The organism is uncultured Aquimarina sp., assembly GCF_947495315.1.
Lineage (GTDB): Bacteria > Bacteroidota > Bacteroidia > Flavobacteriales > Flavobacteriaceae > Aquimarina.
Map to the genome: position 1 here is coordinate 82,533 of NZ_CANLYD010000012.1, position 26,902 is coordinate 109,434.

The 26,902-nt window shown below is 32.4% G+C and carries 24 protein-coding genes; 17 read left to right on the plus strand and 7 right to left on the minus strand.

Going from position 1 to position 26,902, the window contains the following annotated elements; genetic code table 11:
* Positions 1–23 precede the first annotated feature (23 nt).
* Both Q0910_RS19360 and Q0910_RS19365 read right to left on the minus strand, forming a co-directional pair.
* The gene (locus Q0910_RS19360; protein WP_299220073.1) at positions 24–317 is read right to left on the minus strand and encodes a transcriptional regulator; all 294 of its coding nucleotides are present in this window, start codon (positions 315–317) and stop codon (positions 24–26) included.
* An 87-nt stretch (positions 318–404) separates the two neighbouring features.
* Positions 405–1,010: a hypothetical protein gene (locus Q0910_RS19365; protein ID WP_299220078.1), complete on the minus strand. Its 606-nt coding sequence runs from the start codon at positions 1,008–1,010 to the stop codon at positions 405–407.
* An 86-nt stretch (positions 1,011–1,096) separates the two neighbouring features.
* On the opposite strand from Q0910_RS19365, the gene Q0910_RS19370 reads away from it, so the two are divergent.
* Positions 1,097–1,459: a DUF1801 domain-containing protein gene (locus tag Q0910_RS19370; RefSeq protein ID WP_299220081.1), complete on the plus strand. Its 363-nt coding sequence runs from the start codon at positions 1,097–1,099 to the stop codon at positions 1,457–1,459.
* Here the strand turns inward: Q0910_RS19370 and kdsA are convergent.
* A complete protein-coding gene (gene kdsA / locus Q0910_RS19375; protein WP_299220083.1) occupies positions 1,446–2,264 on the minus strand; it encodes a 3-deoxy-8-phosphooctulonate synthase in 819 nt (272 codons plus the stop codon). The genes Q0910_RS19370 and kdsA overlap by 14 nt on opposite strands.
* 107 nt (positions 2,265–2,371) lie before the next feature.
* On the opposite strand from kdsA, the gene Q0910_RS19380 reads away from it, so the two are divergent.
* From Q0910_RS19380 to Q0910_RS19400, 4 genes are all read left to right on the plus strand, one after another.
* Positions 2,372–2,581 carry a hypothetical protein gene (locus Q0910_RS19380; protein WP_299220087.1) on the plus strand — a complete coding sequence of 70 codons (210 nt, stop codon included), beginning with the start codon at positions 2,372–2,374 and terminating at the stop codon, positions 2,579–2,581.
* 60 nt (positions 2,582–2,641) lie between these two features.
* Positions 2,642–2,908, plus strand: coding sequence for a hypothetical protein (locus tag Q0910_RS19385; RefSeq protein WP_299220089.1), 267 nt, complete (start codon positions 2,642–2,644; stop codon positions 2,906–2,908).
* A 149-nt stretch (positions 2,909–3,057) separates the two neighbouring features.
* Positions 3,058–4,857 carry a translational GTPase TypA gene (typA, locus tag Q0910_RS19390; protein WP_299220094.1) on the plus strand — a complete coding sequence of 600 codons (1,800 nt, stop codon included), beginning with the start codon at positions 3,058–3,060 and terminating at the stop codon, positions 4,855–4,857.
* A gap of 546 nt (positions 4,858–5,403) precedes the next feature.
* Positions 5,404–6,336 carry a GNAT family N-acetyltransferase gene (locus tag Q0910_RS19400; protein ID WP_299220097.1) on the plus strand — a complete coding sequence of 311 codons (933 nt, stop codon included), beginning with the start codon at positions 5,404–5,406 and terminating at the stop codon, positions 6,334–6,336.
* Between the two features lie 22 nt (positions 6,337–6,358).
* Here Q0910_RS19400 and Q0910_RS19405 read toward each other — a convergent pair whose 3' ends face one another.
* Positions 6,359–7,504 (minus strand): glycosyltransferase, encoded by a 1,146-nt coding sequence (locus Q0910_RS19405; protein ID WP_299220099.1) that lies wholly within the window; start codon positions 7,502–7,504, stop codon positions 6,359–6,361.
* 184 nt (positions 7,505–7,688) lie between these two features.
* Here Q0910_RS19405 and Q0910_RS19410 point away from each other — a divergent pair, with 184 nt between their 5' ends.
* Genes Q0910_RS19410 through Q0910_RS19425 form a run of 4 tightly spaced genes read left to right on the plus strand, consistent with a single transcriptional unit; the run spans position 7,689 to position 11,632 of the window.
* Positions 7,689–8,807 carry a DegT/DnrJ/EryC1/StrS family aminotransferase gene (locus Q0910_RS19410; RefSeq protein WP_299220103.1) on the plus strand — a complete coding sequence of 373 codons (1,119 nt, stop codon included), beginning with the start codon at positions 7,689–7,691 and terminating at the stop codon, positions 8,805–8,807.
* 4 nt (positions 8,808–8,811) lie between these two features.
* Entirely contained in the window at positions 8,812–10,107 is a 1,296-nt protein-coding gene (locus Q0910_RS19415; protein ID WP_299220106.1) for an O-antigen translocase, read from the plus strand.
* Between the two features lie 38 nt (positions 10,108–10,145).
* Entirely contained in the window at positions 10,146–11,219 is a 1,074-nt protein-coding gene (locus tag Q0910_RS19420) for a glycosyltransferase (RefSeq protein WP_299220108.1), read from the plus strand.
* Positions 11,189–11,632 (plus strand): FdtA/QdtA family cupin domain-containing protein, encoded by a 444-nt coding sequence (locus Q0910_RS19425; RefSeq protein ID WP_299220110.1) that lies wholly within the window; start codon positions 11,189–11,191, stop codon positions 11,630–11,632. The genes Q0910_RS19420 and Q0910_RS19425 overlap by 31 nt, the downstream gene beginning before the upstream one ends.
* Here Q0910_RS19425 and Q0910_RS19430 read toward each other — a convergent pair.
* Complete coding sequence (locus tag Q0910_RS19430; RefSeq protein ID WP_299220113.1) at positions 11,615–12,574, minus strand: glycosyltransferase family 2 protein; 960 nt, start codon at positions 12,572–12,574, stop codon at positions 11,615–11,617. The genes Q0910_RS19425 and Q0910_RS19430 overlap by 18 nt on opposite strands.
* Positions 12,571–13,458, minus strand: a complete 888-nt coding sequence (locus tag Q0910_RS19435) for a glycosyltransferase (protein ID WP_299220115.1) — start codon at positions 13,456–13,458, stop codon at positions 12,571–12,573. Before Q0910_RS19435 ends, Q0910_RS19430 begins: the two co-directional genes overlap by 4 nt.
* 59 nt (positions 13,459–13,517) lie before the next feature.
* Between Q0910_RS19435 and Q0910_RS19440 the strand changes: the two genes are divergently transcribed.
* Together Q0910_RS19440 and Q0910_RS19445 are read left to right on the plus strand one after the other, a co-directional pair.
* Complete coding sequence (locus Q0910_RS19440; RefSeq protein WP_299220118.1) at positions 13,518–14,372, plus strand: 2OG-Fe(II) oxygenase; 855 nt, start codon at positions 13,518–13,520, stop codon at positions 14,370–14,372.
* Positions 14,372–15,673: a hypothetical protein gene (locus tag Q0910_RS19445; RefSeq protein ID WP_299220121.1), complete on the plus strand. Its 1,302-nt coding sequence runs from the start codon at positions 14,372–14,374 to the stop codon at positions 15,671–15,673. The genes Q0910_RS19440 and Q0910_RS19445 overlap by 1 nt, the downstream gene beginning before the upstream one ends.
* A 211-nt stretch (positions 15,674–15,884) precedes the next feature.
* Here the strand turns inward: Q0910_RS19445 and Q0910_RS19450 are convergent, their stop codons facing one another.
* Positions 15,885–16,568: an ATP-binding cassette domain-containing protein gene (locus Q0910_RS19450; protein ID WP_298548268.1), complete on the minus strand. Its 684-nt coding sequence runs from the start codon at positions 16,566–16,568 to the stop codon at positions 15,885–15,887.
* Between the two features lie 300 nt (positions 16,569–16,868).
* On the opposite strand from Q0910_RS19450, the gene Q0910_RS19455 reads away from it, so the two are divergent.
* From Q0910_RS19455 to Q0910_RS19480, 6 genes are all read left to right on the plus strand, one after another.
* Entirely contained in the window at positions 16,869–18,119 is a 1,251-nt protein-coding gene (locus Q0910_RS19455; RefSeq protein WP_366142687.1) for an MBOAT family O-acyltransferase, read from the plus strand.
* Entirely contained in the window at positions 18,119–19,051 is a 933-nt protein-coding gene (locus Q0910_RS19460) for a hypothetical protein (RefSeq protein ID WP_299220128.1), read from the plus strand. The genes Q0910_RS19455 and Q0910_RS19460 overlap by 1 nt, the downstream gene beginning before the upstream one ends.
* A 179-nt stretch (positions 19,052–19,230) precedes the next feature.
* Entirely contained in the window at positions 19,231–22,248 is a 3,018-nt protein-coding gene (locus Q0910_RS19465; protein WP_299220131.1) for a tetratricopeptide repeat protein, read from the plus strand.
* A 105-nt stretch (positions 22,249–22,353) separates the two neighbouring features.
* Positions 22,354–24,048 (plus strand): TonB-dependent receptor, encoded by a 1,695-nt coding sequence (locus Q0910_RS19470; RefSeq protein ID WP_299220134.1) that lies wholly within the window; start codon positions 22,354–22,356, stop codon positions 24,046–24,048.
* Positions 24,049–24,131: 83 nt separating this feature from the next.
* Positions 24,132–24,944 carry a M23 family metallopeptidase gene (locus tag Q0910_RS19475; RefSeq protein WP_299220135.1) on the plus strand — a complete coding sequence of 271 codons (813 nt, stop codon included), beginning with the start codon at positions 24,132–24,134 and terminating at the stop codon, positions 24,942–24,944.
* A 144-nt stretch (positions 24,945–25,088) separates the two neighbouring features.
* Positions 25,089–26,885: a DUF885 family protein gene (locus Q0910_RS19480; RefSeq protein ID WP_299220137.1), complete on the plus strand. Its 1,797-nt coding sequence runs from the start codon at positions 25,089–25,091 to the stop codon at positions 26,883–26,885.
* The last annotated feature ends 17 nt before the right edge of the window (positions 26,886–26,902 follow it).

A 26,902-nucleotide genomic window follows, 5' to 3' on the forward strand; every position in this document is an offset into this window, starting at 1 on the left:
TATTAGTATTTCTTGGGTGTGTTTTACTGTTTCAATAATTTTTCAATTGCTTCTACATGTTTTTTAAATGCCTCACGGCCTTTTTTGGTGGCACTATATCTTGTGTTTGGTTTTCTTCCGATAAATGATTTTTCCACTATTATATATTCCTCTTTTTCCAAAGCTTTGGTATGGCTAGCCAAGTTGCCATCGGTCGCACCCAAAAGTTCTTTTAACATTTTAAAATCAGCATATTCATTGACCATAAGAATAGACATGATCCCTAATCGTATCCTATGATCAAATGCTTTGTTTATGTTGTTAATTATACTACCCATTTTCTTGTTTTCAAGCTCAGAACATATCTAGACTTCCCGCGGTTAATACTATAAAAAAAATATACAAACCGTATGTATTATTCGTGTTTATCTGTCGTGCTTAAAGTAAATTAAACTTCCATATACAATATGCATCACTCCGAATCCAAAGACCCAAAACCAAAAGCCATAGCCGGGATATACGGCACACACCAAACCTAAAACAATTTCTGCATATCCCAAGTATTTTACATTACCTATAGTGTATTTTGATGCATTTACCAGTGCTAACCCATAAAAAATGAGCATCAAAGAACCTGTCATACCATAATGATTGCTAAATATTTTAATCATAATGTAAATCCCACCTGTGATTAGTGGTACTAAAAAAGCAGTAAGCAATCTTTTAGAAGCACCATTCCATAAGGTTTCATTATTTTTTATAGCTTTTCTGCTACTTAATATTGCGGCGGTTACAATGCTTAAAAAAGCAACGGCGGCTAAATCAATTAGGATGTAATTAAAGATTTTACCATCCAGAATTAAGTATTCTCTTCCGCTTATACTCACTAGGTAATAAGCAACGGCCGCGCCGATGATTGCATAGATCCCTGCCAGGATTCCTGATAAACCACTTAGAGAGAAAAATCGAGATGATTTATTCATCATATCCTTGATCTCTGTAATATCTTTTAAATAATCTTCTGTGCTCATGTTAAAAGTACTTTGAAATACAAAGTAAAAATAAAATATTGAATTGTGCAAATGATTTTTTAGTTTTAGTAAATTAAATATATACTATGAAACCAGCAGAAGAGTATATTCTAAAACAACCAGAACCGTTTAAGTCGATGTTACTTCATTTACAGGTAGTAATTGAAACTACGTTACCGGAAGTTGAATTATTGTTTAAATGGAGGGTGCCTTTTTATTACGTAGGTAAGAGTCCAATTTGTTACCTAAATGTAACAAGAGGGTATGTGGATGTTGGTTTTTGGGGAGCTCAATATTTTACAGACTATGTAGATAAGCTAGAGACTGATAAAAGAAAATACGTTAAGTCATTACGCTATCGTAAGCCAGAAGAAATTGAAGAAGAAATCTTTGTGGAGATTCTTAAGCAGGCGTATACTTACAGAAACGAAAAATTTATAACGAATTAACAGTCTGTCTGATGGCGACCAAATTGCTTAATAATTTTTCTAAATATTGAAGATCTAACATATTCGCTCCATCACTTTTTGCATTAGCAGGATCAAAATGAGTCTCCATAAATAAGCCATCTACGCCTGTTACAATTCCTGCTCGTGCAATAGTTTCTATCATATCGGGTCTACCACCTGTTACTCCACTAGATTGATTAGGTTGTTGTAATGAATGTGTTACATCCAGAACCGTGGTGGCATACTCCTTCATAGTTGGTATTCCTCTAAAATCTACGATCATATCCTGATATCCAAACATAGTTCCTCTATCTGTGATCATCGCCAGGTCACTACCACTATCTTTTACTTTTCTAACAGCATGTTGCATTGCTTCAGGACTCATAAATTGTCCTTTTTTTAGATTTACAGTTTTTCCGGTTTTTGTCGCGGCTACAACCAAATCTGTTTGTCGAACTAAAAATGCAGGGATTTGTAAAATGTCTACATACTCTGCCGCCATCGCAGCATCTTCATTCTCGTGAATATCTGTTACCGTTGGTACTTCAAAAGTTTCTCCAACTTTACGTAAAATCTTTAAAGCCTTTTCATTTCCAATACCTGTGAAGCTATCAATACGACTACGATTCGCTTTCTTAAAAGAACCTTTAAAAACAAATGGAATTTTTAACTTAGAAGTGATTTCTACCACTTTTTCAGCAATTCGTAATGCCATTTCTTCTCCCTCGATGGCACAAGGTCCGGCAAGAAGGAAAAAATTATTAGCATCAAGGTTTTTTAGATTTTTGATCTTAGAAAGTTCCATAACGATATTTTAAAAAAGCAAAGATATGCGTTTTAATAATTGAATAAAAAGATTATCTGGCAAGAAGTTTGATAATCATAAAGCTTTCACACAAAAAAACGATATTCATGAAAAAAGCACTTGCAATTATTTTTATGTTAGGCTCCTTCTTAGGTTTCGCTCAAAATGGTTCAATAGGGGTAAAGGACCAAATGTTTAAGGTTAACCTTCTAACTCCGGGAATAGAGTACGAAGTTGGACTTACTTCAAAATCATCGATTAACTTAGGTTTGGGAACGGGTTTTGCGATCACGGGAGGTTCTGATCGAGATACGTAATTTGGTGTTTTTCCCGTTTTTGCAGGTTCCTACCGATACTATTATAATTTTGATAGGAGAGTGCGTAAAAACAAAAGAACTGATTTTAATTCAGCCAACTATTTTGCGCTAACTTCCTCGATCACCCCTGGAAATCCGATAATAGGAGATCTGGATACAGATATAGATTACGCCACAACAATTGGACCCGTATGGGGTTTACAACGAACATATAGATCAAAATTGAACATAAATTTAGAATTAGGACTTGGATATTCTTTCGATAATCAAGACAGTTTTATTGTTCCAATAGTAGGTTTCTCTCTTGGTTGGGTTATAGGTAAATAGTGTTCTATATTTAATAGTGTGCTGTAAAATTTAATGAGCTTCAAAAGAAGGTTTTAAATACTTGATTTTGAGGCTTTTTTAATATTTTCAATTTAACATACAACCTATCAAAATATAACGTACATTTGCAGCCTTAAATTCAGGCGTATATGACTGCTATAAAAAACATTGCTATTATTGCTCACGTAGATCACGGTAAAACTACCTTGGTAGACAAAATTATGTATCACTGTCAATTGTTTCGTGAAAACGAAAATACAGGAGATTTAATTTTGGATAACAACGATCTAGAGCGCGAAAGAGGAATCACGATTACTTCTAAGAATGTTTCTGTTACCTATAAAGGGACAAAAATTAACATTATTGATACACCAGGTCACGCCGATTTCGGAGGAGAAGTAGAGCGTGTATTAAATATGGCTGATGGAGTTTTATTGTTGGTAGATGCTTTTGAAGGGCCGATGCCACAAACACGTTTTGTATTACAAAAAGCAATTGATCTTGGTTTAAAACCTTGTGTGGTTGTAAATAAGGTTGATAAGGAGAATTGTACTCCTGATGAGGTACACGAGAAAGTATTTGATTTAATGTTCGAATTAGGAGCAGAAGAATGGCAGTTGGATTTCCCAACGGTTTATGGTTCTGCTAAGAACAATTGGATGAGTGATGACTGGAAGAATGAAACGGATAATATAGAACCTTTATTAGATATGGTGATGGAACACATTCCTGCACCAAAGATTGAAGAAGGAACGTTACAGATGTTAATTACATCTTTGGATTTCTCATCATTTACAGGACGTATCGCAATTGGTCGTTTACAAAGAGGAACATTGAAAGAAGGAATGCAGGTTTCTCTTGTTAAAAGAGATGGTACTATAAAGAAATCTAAAATTAAAGAGCTTCATACTTTCGAAGGTTTAGGGAGAATGAAAGTAGATAAAGTAGAAGCTGGAGATATTTGTGCTTTAGTTGGTTTAGAAGGATTCGAAATTGGTGATACAGTTGCTGATATCGAAAACCCTGAAGGATTAAAAACGATTGCAATTGATGAGCCTACGATGAGTATGCTATTTACTATTAACGATTCTCCGTTTTTTGGTAAAGACGGAAAATTTGTTACTTCAAGACATATTAAAGAAAGATTAGAGAAAGAACTAGAGAAAAACTTAGCACTTAGAGTTAATAAGACGGATAGTGCTGATAAATTCATAGTATTTGGTAGAGGTGTACTTCACTTATCTGTATTGATTGAAACAATGCGTCGTGAAGGATATGAATTACAAATCGGACAACCGCAAGTTATTATCAAAGAAATTGACGGAGTTAAATGTGAACCGATAGAAGAATTAACCATTGACTTACCGGAGAGTGTATCTGGTAAAGCTGTGGAAATGGTGACTATGCGAAAAGGAGAAATGCTAAGCATGGAAGCTAAAGGTGATCGTATGGTTTGCGAATTTATGGTTCCGTCAAGAGGAATTATTGGTTTACGTAATCAATTATTGACTGCTACTGCAGGTGAAGCAATTATGGCGCACCGTTTTAAAGAGTATCAACCTCTTAAAGGGGATATTCCAGGTCGTATCAACGGTTCTTTGGTTTCTATGGAGAAAGGTTCTGCGATACCATATTCAATTGATAAATTACAAGATAGAGGTAAGTTTTTTGTAGATCCAGGAGAAGATATTTATGAAGGACAGGTGATCGGAGAGAATTCTCGTGGAGATGATATGGCTGTAAATATCACTAAGACTAAGAAGTTAAGTAATGTACGTTCTTCTGGTGCAGATGATAAAGCTAAGATTGTTCCTGCAATCAAATTTTCTTTAGAAGAGGCTTTAGAATATATTCAGAAGGATGAATATGTAGAAGTAACTCCTAATCATTTACGATTAAGAAAAGTATTCTTAACTGAAGTAGAACGTAAAAGAAATAAGATCGTTTAATCTAATTTCTAATTTATATACAATTAAAAAATCCCGAGGAAACTCGGGATTTTTTGTCGAAATTATGGGGTAATTATGGTTTTGGGATCAATTCGTTTTTGAGGGGTAAATTATTTATTTTCAATATTTTTTATCTCCGACAAATGTAAAGACTTAAACCGATTAAAAACTTGTAAAATCCTTTAAAGTAACGGTAAAATACTTATTTTATCGATAAAATGCATTTATTTGTATTTGTAAATCAAAACTTTATAGTAGAACTAGCAGGATATTTTGCATCATTTATGGTGCTTGTATCCTTTCTAATGCATAACATCAAAAAACTTCTTCTTATAAATACTGTGGGGTGTGCGGCTTTTGTAATTTACGGGGTGTCCCTCAATTTGTCGTTACCAATAATCATTACTAACGCAGCAATATCAGGTATAAATTTTATTACCTTTTTGTAAGAAAAAAACGTAACTAATTTTCTTGTTAGCTAAAAGTAAGACTAATATTCCGAATACTCAAACAAATTAAGTATTTTCACTTTCCTAAATAATTATTTTGCAAACGTATACGATTAAGAGATATCATAAAGATGATTATTCTTTATGGAATAGTTTTATAGATAATTCTAAAAACGGTACATTTTTATTTCATAGGGATTTCATGGAATATCATTCGGATCGATTTCAGGATTTTTCTTTATTGATTTATGATCAATCAAAATTAGTAGCGATTTTTCCTTCTAATATTCGAGAGAAAGAGGTGCATTCTCATCAGGGATTGACCTATGGAGGATTGATATTAGCGACTAGTATTGGAGGAGAAAAAGTGAGAAACATTCTTTCTGATATAATCAATTTTCTTCGTTCTAATAAAATTGATTGTTTATATATTAAATCAATTCCGGTTTTTTATCATAAAAAACCATCTAATGAGTTTATTTTTTTCTTTTCAGAGTATGGTGTTGAATGCTATCGTAGAGATCTCAATTTGGCAATAGACTATAGTTTGCCTTCTACTATTCATAAAAGTAAGCTGAAGCATTACGAAAAGAGAAGAGGTATTGGATTTGAGATAGCAGAAGTAGATGATTTTTCTGGTTTCTGGAATGAAGTGTTGATTCCAAGATTAGAAGAAAAGCATAGTACTAAACCTGTACATTCATTAGAAGAAATTCATGTACTCAAAGATAAATTTCCTGAATCCATAAAACAATTTGTGATTAGCCTGGATAATGAAGTTCTAGCAGGAATTACTATTTTTAAAACCAAAGAGGTGATAAAGTCTCAATACGGAGCTGTTACGGATCAGGGCGAAAAACACAGAGCACTTGATTTTCTTTTTATTTCGTTGATTAATCGATATAGGGAAGAGGGATATAGATTCTTTGATATGGGAACGGTAACCGAAAATAATTTTGGACTACTAAAACAGAAAGAAGAATTGGGATGTGAGATCTATACACAGGATTTTTACAGATTAGGTCTTTAGTTAATACAAGCGGCTGGTTTTTCTAACAGTTAGTTCTCCAAGTATCCACATATTTTTTTGCGATAGCCTTGTAATGATGCTCTTTTTCAACAAAAGCTCTGGCATTTCTTCCTATTTCTTGAATTTGATTAGGATTAAGTATGAGTTGTTCTAGATTTTCCGCAATTTTAGAGCTATCCGGAGATGTATTGATAGCAACTATGTCTTTTAGGTTGTAATACTTTCTAAAAGCAGCTCCAGCACCTGTAAAAACTACTTTTCCCATAGCCATAGCTTCTAAAGCATTATATCCCTGATCATGAGCTTGTGCTTGATCCAAAATAATATGAGCCGATAAAAAATGGGCTATATATTCTTTATAAGGTAGGTCTTCGGTAGTAATTACTTCAATTTTATTTGGATACTTTTTGATGATAACAGCTAATGCTTCTTCAAAATATCGATTCCCTTTCTTTAAATAATTTGCCCTATTAATCCCGTGTAGTATTTTTATTTTTCCATTATCTGCAAAAGGAACAACCTCAATTTTATCAACATTTACTGGGTTAGGAATTAGTGGTAATGTCTTGGATGTGTTTTCGTACGCAATATGATATTCTACGCTTACGGGGATAGCACCTTTAATGTGTTTAAATACAAAATCGTGAATTTGTTTTTGTTTTTTAGATACAAATTTTAATGTATGCCGATACGCTGTTTTTAGATTCGGATTGTCTAGTAAAGGACTTATTGTGCTATATGCAAATTTTCCTGAAAGTAAATAGGATATATATCTGTAGTCATCTCCGCAAGCCAGTAAAAAGACATTTTTGTTATTTTGAAAAAGGAATGTTAAGAGTTTTTTTTCAAAATAAGATCCAATATTAAAAGGAGTTTCATTAATCAATTGAACAAAATCATAGTTTAATAGAGATTTCTTATGCTTTTTGAATCTTATAAAAGTTTCAATAGATGCGATATCAATCGAAGTGAGTTTAAAGATTAAATGTCTGATTTTATTCAGAAGAAAATTATTTTTTACAAACGTTCCATCAACATCAATATCTACAGGATATTTTTTGAAAACATCTCCGTTACCAACAATAGTTACCTGGTGCCCATTTTTTATCAAACCTTCTTTAAGCGAATTATGTAACCGACTATATTCTCCTACTAGTAATATGTTCATTAAAATAATATTAAGTCTTTATGCGTAAGACTCTAAAAAAAATATGATACGTTCTTATGGGCTTACACAAAAACAAATATCTTTGTTGTAAAGGTATTTTTAATACTTTAATAATAAAAACAGAATCCTACTGAATTCTTTTTGCGCTTATAGAATTAATAAAGGTAGTTAGATATTTTTGATAATGACAAAACATAAACCGTCGATTCCATTTTTAGATCTACATAAAATTAATAGTCGTTATCATAAACAACTTAAAAGTCGGTTTTCTGATTTCTTAGATTCAGGTAGGTATATCAAAGGAGGTTTTGTAGAAGAGTTTGAGCATACGTTTGCCAAATTTTGCGGCACTAAATATTGTATTGGTGTTGGTAACGGTCTAGATGCACTGACGCTTATTCTAAGAGGATATATTGAATTAGGTAAAATAAATCCTGGTGATGAAGTAATTGTGGCAGCAAACACATTTATAGCAACCATTTTGTCTATAAAATATTCTGGACTCAAACCAGTATTGGTAGAACCAGATGAAAAGACTTTTAATCTGGATACTCATCGAATTGAACAGTATATAACTGATAAAACAAAAGTAATTCTTCCCACACATCTGTACGGTCAATTAGCAAAGATGAAAGAGATTAATGCAATAGCAAAACAGCATGATTTATTGATTATTAGTGATGCTGCTCAGGCACACGGTGCAAAAGATGATAGTGATAATGTGGCTGGAAATCTTTGTAATGCTTCTTCTTTTAGTTTTTATCCGGCTAAGAATCTTGGAGCATATGGAGATGCGGGTGCAGTAACTACAAATGATGCAGTATTAGCAAAAATTGTAAGAAGTCTAGGTAATTATGGTTCGTCAATAAAGTATGAAAATGATTATCCGGGAGTAAATTCCAGATTAGATGAATTACAAGCTTCATTTTTGCTAGAAAAACTTAAAGACCTTGAGGAAGATAATAAATTACGAAGGCAAATAGCTAAACGATATTTGTCAGAAATTAAAAACGAAAAAATTCAGTTACCATTCTGGGATGGTTCAGAAAATCATGTATTTCATCTTTTTGTTGTAAGAATAGCTGATCGTTTTGAATTTTGTGATTATTTAGAAAAAACAGGAATAGGATACCTTATACATTATCCAATTCCACCACATCACCAAAAAGCGTTAAAACAGTTTTCTAACCTTTCATTACCAATCACCGAAAAAATTCACGAAGAAGTAGTAAGTATTCCTTTGAATATAGGCTTAGAAAATCACCAAATCGAGCAGATAATAAAGACACTAAATCAATATTAATAGAGTGAACTCATACTTTGATAAATTAAAAAACAATGTTTTAATTAAAGTTAGCTCTTTTAATGCGATTGGTGTTTTTGTAAAAATGATTACTGGTGTTATAAGCCTAAAAGTGATAGCAATATTCTTAGGCCCGGAAGGGCTAGCTTTGATGGGTAATCTTCGTAACGTTTTGACTTCAATACAATCCATAGGTACCTTAGGGTTGTATAATGGAGTTGTAAAATATATAGCAGAATTTAAAAGCAATAAAGAGGAGTTAATAGCAATGTTATCAACTACCTATCTATTTTGTTTTGTAGTTACTATAATTTTATCAGGTTGGTTATATCTTGATCCTAATTTTTGGAATATACTGATATTTGGTAAAGAATATGACTATAGTTTTATTTTTAAAGCGATAGCGATTGCATTACCTTTTTATTCTATCAATACATTATGTCTGGCAATAATCAATGGCTATTCTAAATATAAGGTATATATAGGGATTAATATCGCCAGTAGTTTGATAGGTTTATTAATTACTGTCTTTTTAGTATGGGAATATAGGTTGGAAGGTGCATTTATAGCGATCATAATAAATCCTGCAATTTCACTTCTAATTACAGTCGTGATTATGACCAAGCTAAAAAATATTATTAAACCTCTAAAGTTTACAAAAGTCTCTTTGAAATACATAAAAAGACTAAGTTCTTATGCGATAATGGCATTGATATCTGCTACGATATTACCTGCGATTCTTATTAGAATTAGAAATTTAATTATTAATACAGATGGAGCAGAAGAAGCAGGATATTGGGAGGCGATACAGAGTATTAGTAGTCAATATATGCTCTTTATAACAACTTTGTTAACGATTTATCTGCTGCCTAAATTGGCAGAAATAAAGAGAAGTAAATATTTTAGATTGGAGGTCATAAATTTTTATAAGACAATCTTACCTGTATTTGTTCTTGGGTTCTTAATTATCTATTTTCTAAGAAATATAATAATCAGAATTCTTTTTTCTGATGATTTTATGCCTATGGAACCTTTGTTTTTATGGCAATTGTTTGGAGATTTTTTTAAAATAGCTTCTTTAGTAATAGCATACCAGTTCCTGGCTAAAAGAATGTTTTGGTATTATATAATTACAGAGATCATTTCGTTTGGTTTTTTATATCTGGCAAGTATTTATTTGATAAATCAATTCGGTTTTATTGGTGCTTCTATGGCGTATTTTTTTAATTATGTCTTTTATTTTCTATTATTGATGCTGGTATTCAGGAAATCATTTTTTGGACCAGATAGAGATATTTAATTAAGGTGGATCAAAAAAACAACATAAGAGTTTGCATAATGGTTTCTTCTTTAGGAGTAGGAGGAGCAGAAAGATCGAGTGCTATCTTATCAAAGATGTTGTTAGATTCAGGATATGATGTAACAATCATAAGTATTTTGGATGACATCGTGTATGATTATAAAGGAAACTTAGTAAATCTAGAATCGCTAACTTCAGCTTATAGAGGATTACACAAACGCTGGCGTAAGTTTATTATTAGCAGAAAGACACTGAGCAATAATAAATTTGATTATATCATTGACGCAGCATCCCGCCCTTCGTGGTTTAAACAATGGTTTATTAATACTTTTGTATATAAGAAAATAGATACGGTGTTTGTAGTTCATAATTATAACCTAAGTAGTTATTTTCCTAATAATAAGCTTTTAGGTAAGCATTTGTATCAAAATTCATACGAATTAGTAGGGGTTTCTATAGATTCGGTGATTCATTTTAAGGAAAAATATGGTTTAGAGAAAGGAAGATGTATATATAATGCATTTGACGAAGCTCATTGGGATATGTTATCAAAAGCTAAGGTTGATGTACCAGAAGAACCATATATATTATCCTATGGCCGAATTTTGGATGAGGCAAAAAACTATAGCTTTTTAATCAAGACCTATTCTCAATCGAATTTACCTAAGCAAGGAATAAAACTTTTTATAATTGGCGATGGTCCGGATAAAGCAAAGATTCAAAACCTTGTTAAATCCTGTGGAATACAAGAATATGTAGTTTTTAAGGAGTTTTCAGAAAATCCATTTCCATATGTAAAACATGCATTGTTTACTACTTTAACGAGCAATTATGAAGGCTTTCCGATGGTTTTGATAGAATCCTTAGCTATGGGAACACCTGTAGTTTCTGTAGACTGTAAATCAGGCCCCTCAGAGGTTATAGTTACAGGTAAGAATGGTATCTTAGTACCGTTCAAAGATGCATCCGGATATAGTAGGGCTTTGGACAAAATGATAGACGATCGTGATTTTTACAAAAATTGTAAAGATGGAACGATCGCAAGTGTATCAAAATTTAAAATAGAAAATATAATTCCACAATGGCAAGCAATACTTCCACGCAAAAGATAAAAAACACAACCACCGTTGAGGATTGTAAGATCATAGAGATTCCTAAGATAAAAGATCCAAGGGGAAATATAGCGGTAGTGGAGAAGGATGTTATTCCTTTTGAAACGAAACGAGTGTATTATTTATATGATGTTCCCAGTGATGCGAGTAGAGGTGGCCACGCGCATATAAATTTATGTCAATTTCTTATAGCGTTAAGTGGAAGTTTTGATGTGATTTTACATGATGGTGAAAACCAAAAGAAGGTTACCCTTAATAAGCCAAATAAAGGATTATTGATTAAATCCGGAATATGGAGGGAGTTAGAGAATTTTTCTTCTGGTTCAGTTTGCCTTGTACTAGCTTCCGAAGTTTTTGAAGAAGAAGATTATATCAGAGATTTTAACGACTTTTCACTATTCAAACGCGGATAGTTTGATACCTGCATTTAAAATTAATTTACTCTTAATAGTTTTTAAAAAATTGTAAAGAAATTTAGGAGCTGCCAATAATATTTTTTGTTTTGTATTAAGGTTTTTATAGTCAATTTCTTTTTTATATTTCTTTGCTGTTTCGTGATCCCCAGCCGATTTATAAAGCAGTGATATTGCATATCGATTTTGATCCAAATATCTTTTCAGACTTTGATTTCCTATTTCCTCTTCATTAAACTTATTCAAATCCATAAAATTCCTTTTCAGCGTATTCGTATTCGAAATTCTATTGTTTGCATCTAAAATATAGGTGGCGGTTACATATGTAGCAAGCGCTACTTCATAGGTAAGGGCAATCCTAATCCAAAGATCCGTATCTTCTCCGGCTCCGTGGGTAATAGAAGTATCAAAAACACCAATTGTATCGAGAATGTTTTTAGGAACTGCACAGGCTGAAGTCCACGCAATTACGTCTATAAGGCTCGAATCAAAAAAATCTTCAACTAACATAAAAGACTTACCTTGGGAATCAATCTTATTAAAATTTGCTGTAAAAGTAGCTTTAGAATTAAATCTTTTCTCATATGAGGTTGTGTATAAACCAGCATCTGGAAATTTTTGATATAATTGGGATAATATTTCTAGATGATTAGGATACCAGTAATCATCTGCATCAAGAAATGCAATAAGTTTTCCATTCGCTTTTTCTATCCCGAGGTTTCTAGCTATAGAAACACCATTGTTTTTGGTGAAAAAATAGTGTATTCTTTTATCGTTGAAATTCAAAACAATTTCTTCACTATGATCAGTAGAGCCATCATTAATAATAATAACTTCATAATCAACATAACTTTGTTTTAACACGGATGTTAACGTATTAGAAATAGTGTTTCCTTTATTGTACAGTGGTATAATAATTGAAAATAGTGGTTTACTACTCATTTCTTTTGTTGTTGAAAATAGTGGCCGAGTCGATATAGATCAAATATAAGTAATGAGGGATTGTGAGAAATTAAATTTTTCTTGAATAATTTTTCTGTACACTTATGAAATATTACAACTAGACCGCGAAGTCTGTTTTTTTCAATTTTTGATGCTAAATCCGTAATTTTAGTATCCGTTGGTTTTAATAGTCTTTTCTGAATTAATGATTGTCGAACTTCTACGGACTCTAGTGATTTTTTTAAAAACACATTGTTGTTTTCCAGTCCTAGGTGAAATACAGGATTATGAATATGTTCTATGGTGATTCCTTTAGCTTTAGCATCTAGTGCAAAGAGCGTGTCTTCGCAGGCTAGATTTGGTATATTCTCATTAAAAGTAATTGTCTTAAATAATGATTTTCTTATTAAAAAGTTAGAACTAAGAAAGGATAAATAAGGTTTTTCTTTCCTTTCTTTTGCCAAAACAGATTCTTTTTTATGTCCATACTTCCATCGAAGCATTTGATCTTTTTTAGGTTTGGTATTTTTGTATAGAAGACCACCTGATATGATTTCTGTTTTAGAAGTAAGTACCTCTACATATTTTTTGATAAATGTATCACAGTAAGGTTCTATATCTGCATCTAAAAAAAGAAGAAAATCGTATTGAGCTGTTGATGCCAATGAATTTCTAATAGCGCTTCTGCCTATGTTGTTGGGTAATATCCTATACTCAGAAAAAGACAAGGTATTAATCGCACAGTTTTCTTTGGTATATTCATTAGATCCATCATCAAAAACGAGTATCTCAAAATCAATACCAGAAAAAATTGCCTGTTCGTGTATTTCATTTATTAATGAAGTAGTGTTGTAATTATAAACAGGAATTAAAATTGATAACATTTAAAGATGCTTTACTAGAAGTTTATAATTATTTTTAGGTCAAATTTGTAATTGGATAGATGAGTCACCTCAATAGAGATAAAATAGCCGATCTTATTTTTTTAAAACTCAAAGATAATGAAGAAGTTTTAAAAAATCACTTTCACCAGACAAGTGAAGGTATTGGATATTTTTATTTAGATGATCTTTTACCGGATGATTTGGCTAGAGACATATTTGATAAGTTTCCAAGAACCAAAGATGTAAAGGTTAAAAAAAGTATTCGAGAATATAAGTATGTAGCTGCACAGATGAATAAGTATCATCCATTATTAGAAGAGATTATATATGCATTTCAAGATGATAGAATTGTTAATCTTATTGCTGTGATTTGTAATTATAATAATGTGGTGCCTGATAAAAACCTTTATGCTGGAGGAATTTCTATGATGGGAAAAGGAAATTACTTAAATCCACATTTAGATAATTCTCATGATAAAGACATAAAGCTATGGCGTGTACTCAATTTACTATATTATGTTACTCCAAATTGGGAATCTAGTAATGGAGGAAGCTTGGAATTATGGCCAAACGGATTAAAAAGCGATCCTGTATCAATAAATTCGAAGTTCAATAGATTGGTGGTTATGGCAACTCACAAGAACTCTTGGCACTCAGTTGGCAAGGTAAAAGAAGATCAAGTACGATGTTGTGTTTCCAATTATTATTTTTCTACAGAACCTGTAGATGCTAAAACATCTTTTCACGTAACCACATTTAGAGGGAGGCCTGGTCAATTTTTTAAAGATAAAATACTAAAACTAGATTCATCTCTGCGAATGGGAGTTCGAAAAATCTTCAAAAAAGGAATTCGAGAAAATCCACATGTGTATAAAAAAGAAGACTCTTCTGAAAAGCCTCAAAATAAAAGCTAATGATAAATACTTTGCTTAAAAATATAAGACAGTATATAAAATCGGAGTTTTTGGTTTATTTTTTTGCCTGTTTTTTGGTTTTATATCGTGGAGTTATATACGAATTAGATAGTTACGCCTTTTTGTCAATGGAGATTAATAGATCTTCAGGTTATATTATATTTCTTTCTTTTTTTAAAAAAATATTCGGAAGCTATTTTGAATATCCATTGTTGATTGTTCAGCTAACGATCAATATATATGGTGTATGGATTCTTCATACTTGTTTAAGGAGAATTTTAAAGTTTCAAAAGCTATTTTCTGTACTAAGCTTATTAATACTTTTAGCTCCATTGTTATATCTTCATCTAACTGCTAATAAACTTCAGACTGAAGCACTTGCATATCCCTTGTATTTAATTTTTATAGCCAATTGTATTTATGGTTTGGTAAGATTGCAAAAAAAGAATCTGATTTACGGAGCAATGGTTCTACTAATTCTGATTTTTGTTAGAGGTCAGTTTTTATCTTTAGTTCCGATAGGTTTGATCGTAACCACGTATATGCTAATAATAACTAATAAGAGGAGTTATGCATTGGTTGGATTACTGTTTATTACAATTCCATTTTTATCGAACTTATTCGATAAAAGTTTTCATTATTATCAGTATGGACACTTTGTAGCTACACCTTTTACAGGACCAAGCATTGGAGCCGCTGTTTTTTATGTTTCCGATAAAGAAGATGTAGTGCTTTTTAATTCGAAAGAAGAAAGAGAATATTTTAAATCAGTCAAAAAAAGATTGGATGAAAAAGAATGGACAAGTTCATTTGCAAATACTTATGATTCTATAAGTTCATTTGATCATTTTAGACAAAATTATGTCAATATCTGTAATCAAACTATTCATGAATATGGATTGCAACATTTTGAGAAAAAAGGGCTGTCTTCTGATATGCAATACATAGCTACGGATAATTTATTACTGAAAATGTATAAGCCGTTATTGTTGGATAATTTTAAAGAATGGCTAAAGTTGTATATCCAGAATATTAAGGCATCATTAGGAAATAGTAAATATCTTTTGTTGCATATAGTACTTTTTGCTTTTGGCATTTTGTTATTATTAAGGAGAAAAGATTTGGTTTTAGGAAAGTTTATTTCATTTGTTATATTATGTACTTTTTCTAATATTGCGCTTCTTGCCATTGCAACTCATTCTGATAAACGATATGTTTTTTATAACGATTGGGTACTATTTATTGTTCTTTTTGTTTTTTTAGATAGATATTTTAATACGGTTCCAAAAGAAAAGAATTAGTTTTTGTATATACCGAAAACAAAGTCACTGTGGTGTTTTTTTAGTATCCATCTTCAAATTCAAAAAGCTTATTCAGTACTTTTTTCATCATCCAGTTCCATAATGAGCGAGATCTTTAAGAGCATTCGCTATGGATGTCCATCATATGAAGCTTCATAAATTGTTTTATAATTACTATGAATCCAAGGCATGATTTTTTCTGACTCCACACTTACCCTTTTCGTTGTACTACTTCGAAAACTTTGTTGCCTTCGCATTTCAATGTTTTTGATGGATATTTAAGTAACAAAGCATAATCGTGTGTGGCCATTAAGATGGTATTACCATTTTTATTAATATCCTGTAGTACTTCCATAACTTCCACAGAAGTCTGTGGATCCAAGTTTCCGGTTGGCTCATCCGCAAGAATGAGTTCTGGGTCATTAAGTAATGCTCTGGCGATTGCGATTCGTTGTTGTTCTCCACCAGATAATTGATATGGGAACTTAAAGTCCTTGGTTTTCATCCCAACTTTATCCAGTACATTATCAATCTTACTATCCATGGCTTTCTGATCAGTCCAACCAGTAGCTTTTAGTACAAACAATAAATTGTCCTTTACGGTTCTGTCATTAAGGAGTTTAAAATCCTGAAAAACAATCCCTAATTTTCTTCTTAAAAAAGGAATTTGGTTTTCTTTTAATGTGCTTAAATCAAAATCTACGATACTGCCTTCTCCCTCTATCAAAGGAATGTCTCCATAAAGAGTTTTCATAAAACTACTTTTTCCGGTACCCGTTTTTCCGATCAGATATACAAAATCTCCTTTGTTAACTTCTACATTAACATCTGATAGAATTAGGTTTTCGCGTTGATAGATTGAAGCGTTTTTAAGGCTTAGAACCGGTTCTGACATAGTATGAGATTCTGAATTTATTAATTTTAGTAAAAGTAAAAAGTTTATGCAATAATGCATTTATTAAAAATGTTTTTTTATCCACGTTGATTTTAAGTACTTTTCCAAAGAATTCATATCACATACATTTTGCAATTTAATACTGTTGATTTTGCGTTATTTTTTCCAATTGTTTTTGTGCTGTATTGGTTTTTATTTAATCGATCGATAAGGATTCAAAATGTTTTTCTTCTTATAATAAGCTACCTGTTTTATTCTTTTTGGGATTGGCGATTTTTATCATTAATATTTTTGAGTTCCTTGATTGATTTTTTAGTTGGCAGACAATTGAAATCCGCGTTACGTAATCAGAGAAAAATACTATTTGGAATCAGTTTGTTTTTTAATCTTGGTGTACTTTTTATTTTTAAATACTTTAATTTTTTTATAGAAACGTTTACAGAGGCCTTTTTGTTATTCGGGAAGCCTATATCTTACAGTTCTGTACAACTTATTCTTCCTGTAGGTATTAGTTTTTACACCTTTCAGACATTGAGTTATACTATAGATGTATACAGAAGACGAATAGAGCCTACGGATGATGTTGTTTCATTTTTTGCATTTGTTTCGTTTTTTCCTCAATTGGTTGCTGGGCCTATTGAAAGAGCTTCTAATCTATTACCGCAGTTTCAGAAAACCAGAATATTCAATTACAATAAAAGCATTGATGGATTGCGATTAATTCTTGGAGGATTGTTTAAGAAAATGGTGATTGCAGATAATTGTGCGTTGATTGCCAATAATCTATTCGAAAATTATACAGAGTATTCAGGTAGTACATTGTTTTGTGGAGCCATATTTTTTGGTTTTCAGATTTATGGTGATTTTTCCGGGTATTCTGATATTGCTATTGGTTCTGCAAGATTGCTAGGTTTTGATCTGATGAAGAATTTTAACTTTCCGTATTTATCAAAAAATCTAATCGAGTTTTGGAGACGATGGCACATTTCACTTTCTACCTGGTTCAGAGATTATGTATACATACCTTTGGGAGGTAATAGAGTTTCAAATGCCAGATTGATTTTTAATATACTAATAGTCTTTTTACTAAGTGGATTATGGCATGGTGCCAATCTTACTTTTTTATTTTGGGGATTGATTCACGGAATCGTATTGATATGTACTGTGTTTATAGGTAAGAATACAAAATTAAGAGTGTTTCTGAAAGATCAAAAATCCCTTATTATTGATTTTTTTAGAGTAGGGATTACCTTTTTTATCGTAACCATTGCTTGGGTGTTTTTTAGAGCGGAAACCAGTGTTGAAGCTTTTGGGTACATCGATCAGATTTTTTCTGGATCCTTCTTTTCTATACCTGAAGGAAATAAGTTGTTTTTGATTTTGTTGATTGGGTATTTATTAATAGAATGGTTTCAGGAAAAGAGAGAACATCTACTGGATATTTCCTATATATCTTCAAAACCGATTAGATATTTGATTTATTATGGGACTTTGTTTTTGGTGTTTTATTATGGAGGAGATTTACAAACCTTTATATATTTTCAGTTTTAATGATGAAGGTTTTTATTAAAAAAATAGTAGTATTTCTGGTGCCTATCTTAATTGTATGGGGAGGTTTAGAGTATTTCTATATAACTGTGGAGTCTAATTACTCTTATAAACATCAAATAATTAGAACGAGCTATGATGATATAGAAACATTGATTTTGGGTGATTCTCACGCTTTTTTTGGTATTAATCCGGAATACCTTGATATAAAGGCATTAAATCTATCCAATATAAGCCAAAGTTTATATTTTGATCAATTACTATTCGAGAAGCATGTAGATAGTCTTTCAAACTTACAGAATGTTATTATTACTATTGGTTATTATAGTTTGAGTCAATTAAAAAATACTAAAGAAGATGTATGGCGGAAATATTTTTATCGTAGTCAAATGGAGTTAGATGTGCCAATTATTGGTCCATTTGATTTTAAAAAGTATAGTTTATCAATGACACGCCGTTTTGATAACTCTGTTTCTTTAATTCATAAATATTTAGAAAAAGGAACAATCATAGGATGCGATGCGAATGGTTGGGGGACGTATTATGAAAATACAAGCGGAGAGCTTTTGGATATAGAAAGCAAAGCTACAGCAGAACGACATGAAGATTTCTTGTTAAATTTTGAAGAAAATATCATTAGACTTCAATCCATTATAGCGTATTGTAAGAAGATAAATTGTAATGTCTATTTGGTGGATATGCCCGTTTATAAAGGGTATTTAGAATTACTGGATTCAAATAAGCTTGAAAAAATAACAAGCTCCTGTAATGATTTGGCAACCAATAATAATAATGTGATGTATATTGATTTGCGTCAAGATTCTCGATTAGAGAAATCTGATTTATATGATCCTGATCATTTGAATCATAAAGGAGCCAAAAAGTATACAAAAATTATAAATGCAATCATATCTGATCCGAAAAATGATGATTGATGTAATTATCTCCAAATTATTTCGTTATTAAGATGAAGATTAGGGTATCTTTAACACAAAATTTATTCACGGGAAGCGATATTTACTTTAAGAAAAATTGGTCAAGGGAAACCTTGAAATTTCTATTAAACTGGTATTCTGGTATAATCCGGAATCTAAACTTTGAAAGAAATATTTACATGAACAAATACATCACTTTGATGCTTTTTGTTGCGATCCTATATTCGAAGATTTCTGCGCAACAATCGGCAATTTACACTAACGAATTAGTACTGTATAATCAGGCTTTAGAACTTTATAATAATAAGCAGTTTCTGGCAGCTCAGAATTTGTTTGATAAAGTTAGAGATGCCGTAGATGACGAGAATATTGATGCAGAATGCACCTATTATATAGCCAATTGTGCAGTATGGCTTAATCAAAAAGGAGCAGATGCATTGATGGAAGAGTTTGTAGTACAATATCCTACAAGTATTAAACGTAATGCAGCATATCTTGATGTAGCCAATTACTATTTTGATAATGGTAAATATGCCTACGCCCGTAAATGGTACGATAAGGTAGATGAAGGTAATATGAGCCGTTCCGAAAAAGAAAAGTTTAACTTCAATAATGGATATGCATATTTTAAAATTCAGCGATTTAATGAAGCAAAAAAGTTCTTAACCAAAGTAGAAGAGACTGATAAATACGGTGCTCAGGCAAAATATTATCTTGGTTTTATAGCTTATGAAGGAGATAATTATCAGGAAGCAGATAAACTTTTTGATGAAGTAAAGGATTTAGATAAATACAATAAGAATTTGTCATATTTCCAGAGTGATATGAATTTTAAATCTGGAAAATTCGAGGAAGCTATCAATGATGGATTAGGACAACTTTCTAGATCGAAACCTTCAGAAAAATCAGAACTGAATAAGATTATTGGTGAGAGTTATTTCAATCTTGGTCAATACGATAAAGCGATACCACATCTGAAGGCTTACAGAGGCCGAAAAGGAAAATGGAACAATACCGATTATTATCAGTTAGGATATGCTTATTATAAAGGAGGTGATTATACCAATGCCATTTCAGAATTTAATAAAATTGTAGATGGTCGTAATGCTACTGCTCAGAATGCGTATTACCATTTAGCAGAATCATATTTAAAGACAGATCAAAAACAACAAGCACTGAACGCCTTTAAGAATGCTTCAGAAATGGATTTTGAGGCTAAGATTAAGGAAGATGCACTATATAATTATGCAAAGTTGAGTTATGAGATTGGTAATTCATATGAGAGTACACCAAAAGTATTATTATCCTATGCAGAAGCCTATCCTAATTCCGAATTCAAAGAAGAGATACAGGAATTATTGATCAGTTCATATATCACATCTAAGAATTATAAAGAGGCTATGGACTTGTTAGAAGGCAGTCGTAATTTTGATGATAAGGTAGTGTATCAAAAAGTAGCTTATTTCCGTGGTGTAGAATTATACAATGAAAGTAATTATGCAGAAGCCAAAGTATATTTTGATAAATCTTTGGCTCAGCAAACGGATCCAAAATTTACTGCAAAAGCTATTTACTGGAAATCAGAATGTGATTATTTACAGAGTAATTTTGAAGAAGCTCTTATTGGATTCAAACAGTTTAAAGGAAGTGAAGGTGCATCAGCAACTACGGAGTATGCTGAAATCGATTATAATATTGGATATACCTACTTTAAACTAAAACAATATCCACAAGCTGCAGATTTCTTTGATACCTATTCCAAAAAAGGAGGTGTTGATGAGATAAGACTAACGGATACATATCTTAGACTTGGAGACAGTCATTTTATTTCCAGTAAGTATTGGCCGGCGATGGAAGCGTATAACAAAGCAATTAAAAATGGGGGAGCTGATGCAGACTATGCCCATTATCAGAAAGCGATTAGTTACGGTTTTGTGAAAAAGAATGATAAGAAAATCAGTGATCTGGAACTATTCCTGAAAAAATATACACGATCTACCTATCGCGATGATGCCATGTTCGCTTTAGGAAATACCTATGTAGCAGAAAATAAAACCCAAAATGGTATTGCAGCCTATGATCGATTGGTTAAGGAAGTACCAAGGAGTTCGTATGTGCCCAAAGCATTGTTAAAACAAGGGTTGATTTATTATAATGGTGATCAGGGAAATAGAGCTTTAATAAAGTTTAAAAGAGTAGTAGCCGATTATCCGGGAACGGATGAGGCAGTACAAGCAGTAAATACAGCTAGATTGATCTATGTGGATTTAGGTAGAACAGATGAATACTCTAGTTGGGTAAAAGGATTAAGCTTTGTAGATGTAACTGATGCAGATCTGGATAATACATCTTATGAAGCAGCAGAAAAACAGTTTTTAGAAAATAATGATAATGGAGCCATTGCCGGTTTCCAAAAATATCTGGATGAATTTCCAAATGGTCTTCACGCATTAAAGAGTCATTTTTATCTGGCACAATTGTTTTTCAAACAAGGAGATAAGCAGGCTACGATTCCGCATTATGAATATGTGTTGCAAAAAGACCGCACAGAATTCACGGAACAAGCATTGGCGAGATTATCTCAAATCTATCTAGAGAATCGTAATTATGACAAAGCGATTCCTGTGTTAGAACGACTGGAAACAGCTGCCGATTTTCCGCAGAATATCATATTTGCACAGTCTAATTTGATGAAATCCCATTATCAACTGGTACATTATCAGGAAACCATTGCATATGCCGAAAAGGTATTGCAGAACCCAAAAATCCAGAATGATGTAAAAAGTGATGCGCAGATTTTTATTGCGCGTGCCGCATTACAAACTGCAGATGATGCCAGAGCCAAAAGAGCCTACGCAGAGGTTCGAAAAATTGCTACTGGAGAACTTGCAGCAGAAGCCTTGTATTACGATGCTTATTTTAAAAACAAAGAAGGCAGTTATAAAGCATCCAATGAAACCGTGCAAAAGTTAGCTAAAGATTATTCGGGTTATAAATTATATGGAGCCAAAGGTTTAGTCTTGATGGCTAAAAACTTCTATGGATTAGAGGACGCCTATCAAGCCACCTATATTTTAGAAAGTGTTATCAAAAACTTTACTGATTATCAGGATGTGATTGATGAAGCACGATCCGAACTCAAAAAAATCAAAGCCGAAGAAGCTAAAACAAATTCATCCATCCAAACCGAACAATAGTAATCAGTTATTAAACGAGTGTATCTTATGTTTAGATATTGTAAGAAATTAAGAAGGCCAGTGAGGTCTGAAATAATACTGTTTTTATGTCTAAGTGTTACAATAGTGAGTAATACTTTTGCCCAGGAAAAAGAAGAAGAGGAAACTATAGAAACAGAACGTGTGGTTATCGTGAAGACCTATACACCAACGATCAGTGATGCTTTTAAAGTGAAATCTACACCGGTCCTCAATGATTCGGTTACTCAAAAGAAAAAGCAGCTACGATATAGTATTTTTTCGGTTCCTGTGGCATCTACATTTACTCCGGCAAAAGGTAGAGCTGCGAATATAGACCGACCAAAAAAAATTCCATTGTATGATAATTATGCAACCTTAGGATTTGGTAATTTCACTTCGGTATTAGCGGAATTTTATAGCAATTTTCAGATAAACCGAACGGATAATATGGGGTTGTACTTACATCATAACTCCTCACAAGGAGGAATAGAAGATGTAGCGCTCGATGATAAATTTTATAATACGTTTTTAGATCTGAACTACACCTCACGAACCAAAGATTTTACATACGGAATAGAAGTAGGAGCGGAGCACCAATTATATAATTGGTATGGTTTACCAGAAACTCCTGTACTGACACAAGCAGAAATTGATGCAATTGACCCTCAACAGAATTATTTTGGGGCCAAGTTGGGGGGCAAATTGCAGTTTGATGATTTATATTTTAAAAGAGCTTCCTTAAACTATCGATATTTTGGAGATGCATTGAGTACAGCAGAACATCATGCTGTTTTTACCCCAACATTCGAGTTTGAAGTTGCAGATGAATTAATCACTACAGATTTTATCATTGATTATCTAGGAGGAAATTTTGATAGGCCACTGAATCTTACGCTACAGACACCTAATGACTTTAGTATTCTTAATTTAGGGATTCAGCCAAGTTTAGTAGTGCTAAGAGATAATTTGACATTGAATCTAGGAGCAGCGGTTTTTTATAGTATAGATAGTCAGAATAATGATAACGATTTTTTTATCTATCCTAAAGTTACCGCTTCCTATCGATTATTGGATGAAGCCGTAATTGCATACGGAGGTTTAGAAGGAGGTTTAAAACAAAACACTTATAGAGATGCAGTACAAGCCAATCCATACGTGTCGCCAACGTTATTTTTGACTACCACACATAATCAATTTGATGCCTACATAGGGTTGAAAGGAAAAATCTCTGATGTGGTGAGTTATAATTTTAGAGGTGGTTATGCTTCCGAAAATGATAAGGCTTTGTTTGTAAACAATAGACCAGAAATATTACAATTAGAAGGGTATGATTTTGGTAATTCCTTTTCATATCGATATGATGATATTTTGACATTGAGTGGATATGGAGAATTGAATTTTAATATCAATAAGAAATTTAAATTGGGAGTATCTGCAGAATATTTTAGTTATAACACCGAGGATGAACAAGAAGCTTGGAATTTACCAGACCTAAAAGTAGCTGCATTACTGGATTACCAGATTACAGATCAATGGTTTGCAGGTGCACAACTGTTTTATGTAGGAGAACGAAAAGATATTAATACTTCTGTTGCTTTTTCACCACCAACTCCTGAAACTACGATAACTTTAGATACTTATTTTGATGCGAATGTAAATCTTGGGTATCGATTTAATGATAAATTGTCTGTTTTTGTAAAAGGAAACAACCTAGCCGGTGAAAATTACGAACGTTGGTCTAACTTTCCTGTACAAGGAATACAAGTGCTAGGAGGTATAACATACAAGTTTAATTATTAAGAGATTTAGTTAAAAATATTTCTGATTAGGAATTATAGATTAAAAAACTGTATTTTATTCTAGTAATTGGAAATGAATTGAATATGAACAGCGTTATCTTTTGGATTTGTAGTCTACTATCGATATCCACTTTTGCACAAGAAAATTTTAAGGTATATTATGAGGAAAATGAGAATGGATATAAAATCTATGCAGATAATGGTGAGTTTTGTCCGGTTTCTGTAGAGATTAATTTTAAAATAGAGAACCTTTCATCCAGTATTGGAGATATTAAAATTATAGAAGTACCAGCGCAGACCACCAAATTCTATGTAGCAGATCTTACGGTTATAGACAGAAAAAAAGCGCTGAGATTAGGATTTAGTGTACGATATAATCACGGGAATCATTTACAGATTTCTTACGATAAAGATTATGCATATCATTTACCTTTTAAGAAAGGAGCTGAGTATATGGTAACACAAGGATATAATGGTGTAGTCTCTCACCATAACGAATATGCCTTGGACTTTAAAATGCCAATAGGAACTGCTATATATGCCGCAAGAGATGGGAAGGTAGTACTTGTAGAACAAAGCTTTGATAAAACTTGTACAGAGCAGGATTGCGCCAAGTTTAATAATTACATATTAGTATATCATTCTGATGGAACTTTTGCAGAATATACCCATATTAAAAAGAGTGGTGCTAAAGTGCAACCTGGAGAAATGATAAAAAAGGGTCAACATATTGGATACAGTGGTAATGTAGGGTGGTCTACCGGGCCGCATTTACATTTCATCGTATTTCTACAGCGATTTAAGGATAGAGAAACACTCCCTACAAAATTTCTAGTAGGTAACGGTAAGCAAGTAACTCAATTAGAAGAAAAGAAAAAATATTCGAAAAGTTATTAATTCACATGAACTTTTTGTGATGGTTTGTTATATAAAAACCGCGAACCTCTGTATTAAGAAAACCTTAACCACCTGTACAATTCGATATGCTTACTTTTAGGCTTTGAACAAATTATTATTTGTACTCCAATCAAATATATTATTATGATTAAAAGAATTCTTAAGGCAACCTGTTTTGCCCTCGTTTTTATGGCATGTAAAAACGAAAAAAAGGTAGAAACCACCTCAGAAAATACAACGGTAGATATAAGTGCAGCATTTAATGAAATGCTGGATGCGTATTATGAAGAAGGACTAAAACTCAATCCTGTACAAGCTACATTTGCTGGTGATAATCGTTTTAATGATCAGTTTCCTAATCCGTTAGCAGACGAAACGGTAGCCAAGATAAAAACATATTACACTGGTTATAAAGAGAAACTAGGTGAATTTGATATAACTGATCTTTCTAAAAGTGAACAAATGACCAAAGCCATTCTACAATGGGAATGTGATATGAATCTGGCCGGATTTGAGTATCGTCAAGACTATTTTCCTATTGATCAGATGTGGTCGATCAATTTAAGAGCAGGGCAATTAGCAAGCGGAGCCAGCGCACAACCATTTAAAACGGTAGAAGATTATAATAACTGGTTAAAACGTTTGGATGGATATTTAGCTTGGATGACTTCTGCAGAAGAAAAAATGAAAGAAGGAATGAAAGAAGGCTATGTGCTTCCAAAATCATTAATTACTAAAGTGTTACCACAATTAGAAGCACTTACTGTAGAAGATCTTGAAGCACATTTATTCTATTCACCAGTTAAGAATTTTCCGGAAGGTTTTTCTAAAGAAGATAAAAAGAAGTTAACGGAAGCGTATAGTAACATGGTTTCAGAAAAGATTATTCCTGCTTATAAAAGCTTACATCAGTTTATGAGTACTGATTATATGGAAGCTGGACGAGAAAGCTCTGGTGTTTCTGAAATTCCTAATGGAGAAACGTTCTATAAACATCAGATCAAATTATATACAACCACCAATATGACAGCAGACGAAATTCATACTTTAGGATTATCCGAAGTAGCTCGTATTTCTGGTGAAATGGAGAAAATTAAAGAACAAGTTGGATATAAAGGAGATCTAAAATCATTCTTTGATTATGTACGTAATAAAAAGGAGTTGATGCCTTTTAAAGAACGAAAACAGGTAATCGATAATTTTAATGCGATTCATGATCGTATGAAACCACAGATCGAAAAGTTATTTGACGTAAAACCAAAAACCGCTTTTGAAGTAAGACGTACAGAAGCCTTTAGAGAAAATTCTGCCAGTGCAGAATATAATCCAGGATCATTAGACGGAACTCGACCAGGTATATTTTATACACCAATTCCTGACGCAACAAAATATAATGTGTATAGTGATGAATCTTTGTTTTTACACGAAGCGATTCCTGGACATCATTATCAAATTTCATTAACTCAAGAAAGTAAAGAATTACCAAAATTCCGTAAAACACTTTGGTATAGTGGTTATGGAGAAGGATGGGCATTATACTCAGAGTCATTAGGAAAAGAATTGGGACTATACACAGATCCGTATCAATATTTCGGGATGCTAGGAGCAGAGATGCATAGGGCAATCCGTTTAGTAGTAGATACAGGATTACATGCTAAGGGTTGGACACGTGAGAAAGCGATACAATATTCATTGGATAACGAAGCAGAATCTGAAGCAGGAATAATTTCAGAAATTGAAAGATATATGGCTAATCCTGGTCAAGCGCTATCCTATAAGATCGGACAGCTTAAAATCAGAGAACTACGTGCCAAAGCAGAGAAGGAGTTAGGAGATAAATTCGATATCCGCAAGTTTCATAACGAAGTACTTGAAACAGGTTGTGTTCCATTAGCACTGTTAGAAGATAAAATCAATACTTGGATTACTGAGAGTAAATAAACGAACCCTGAGTTAGA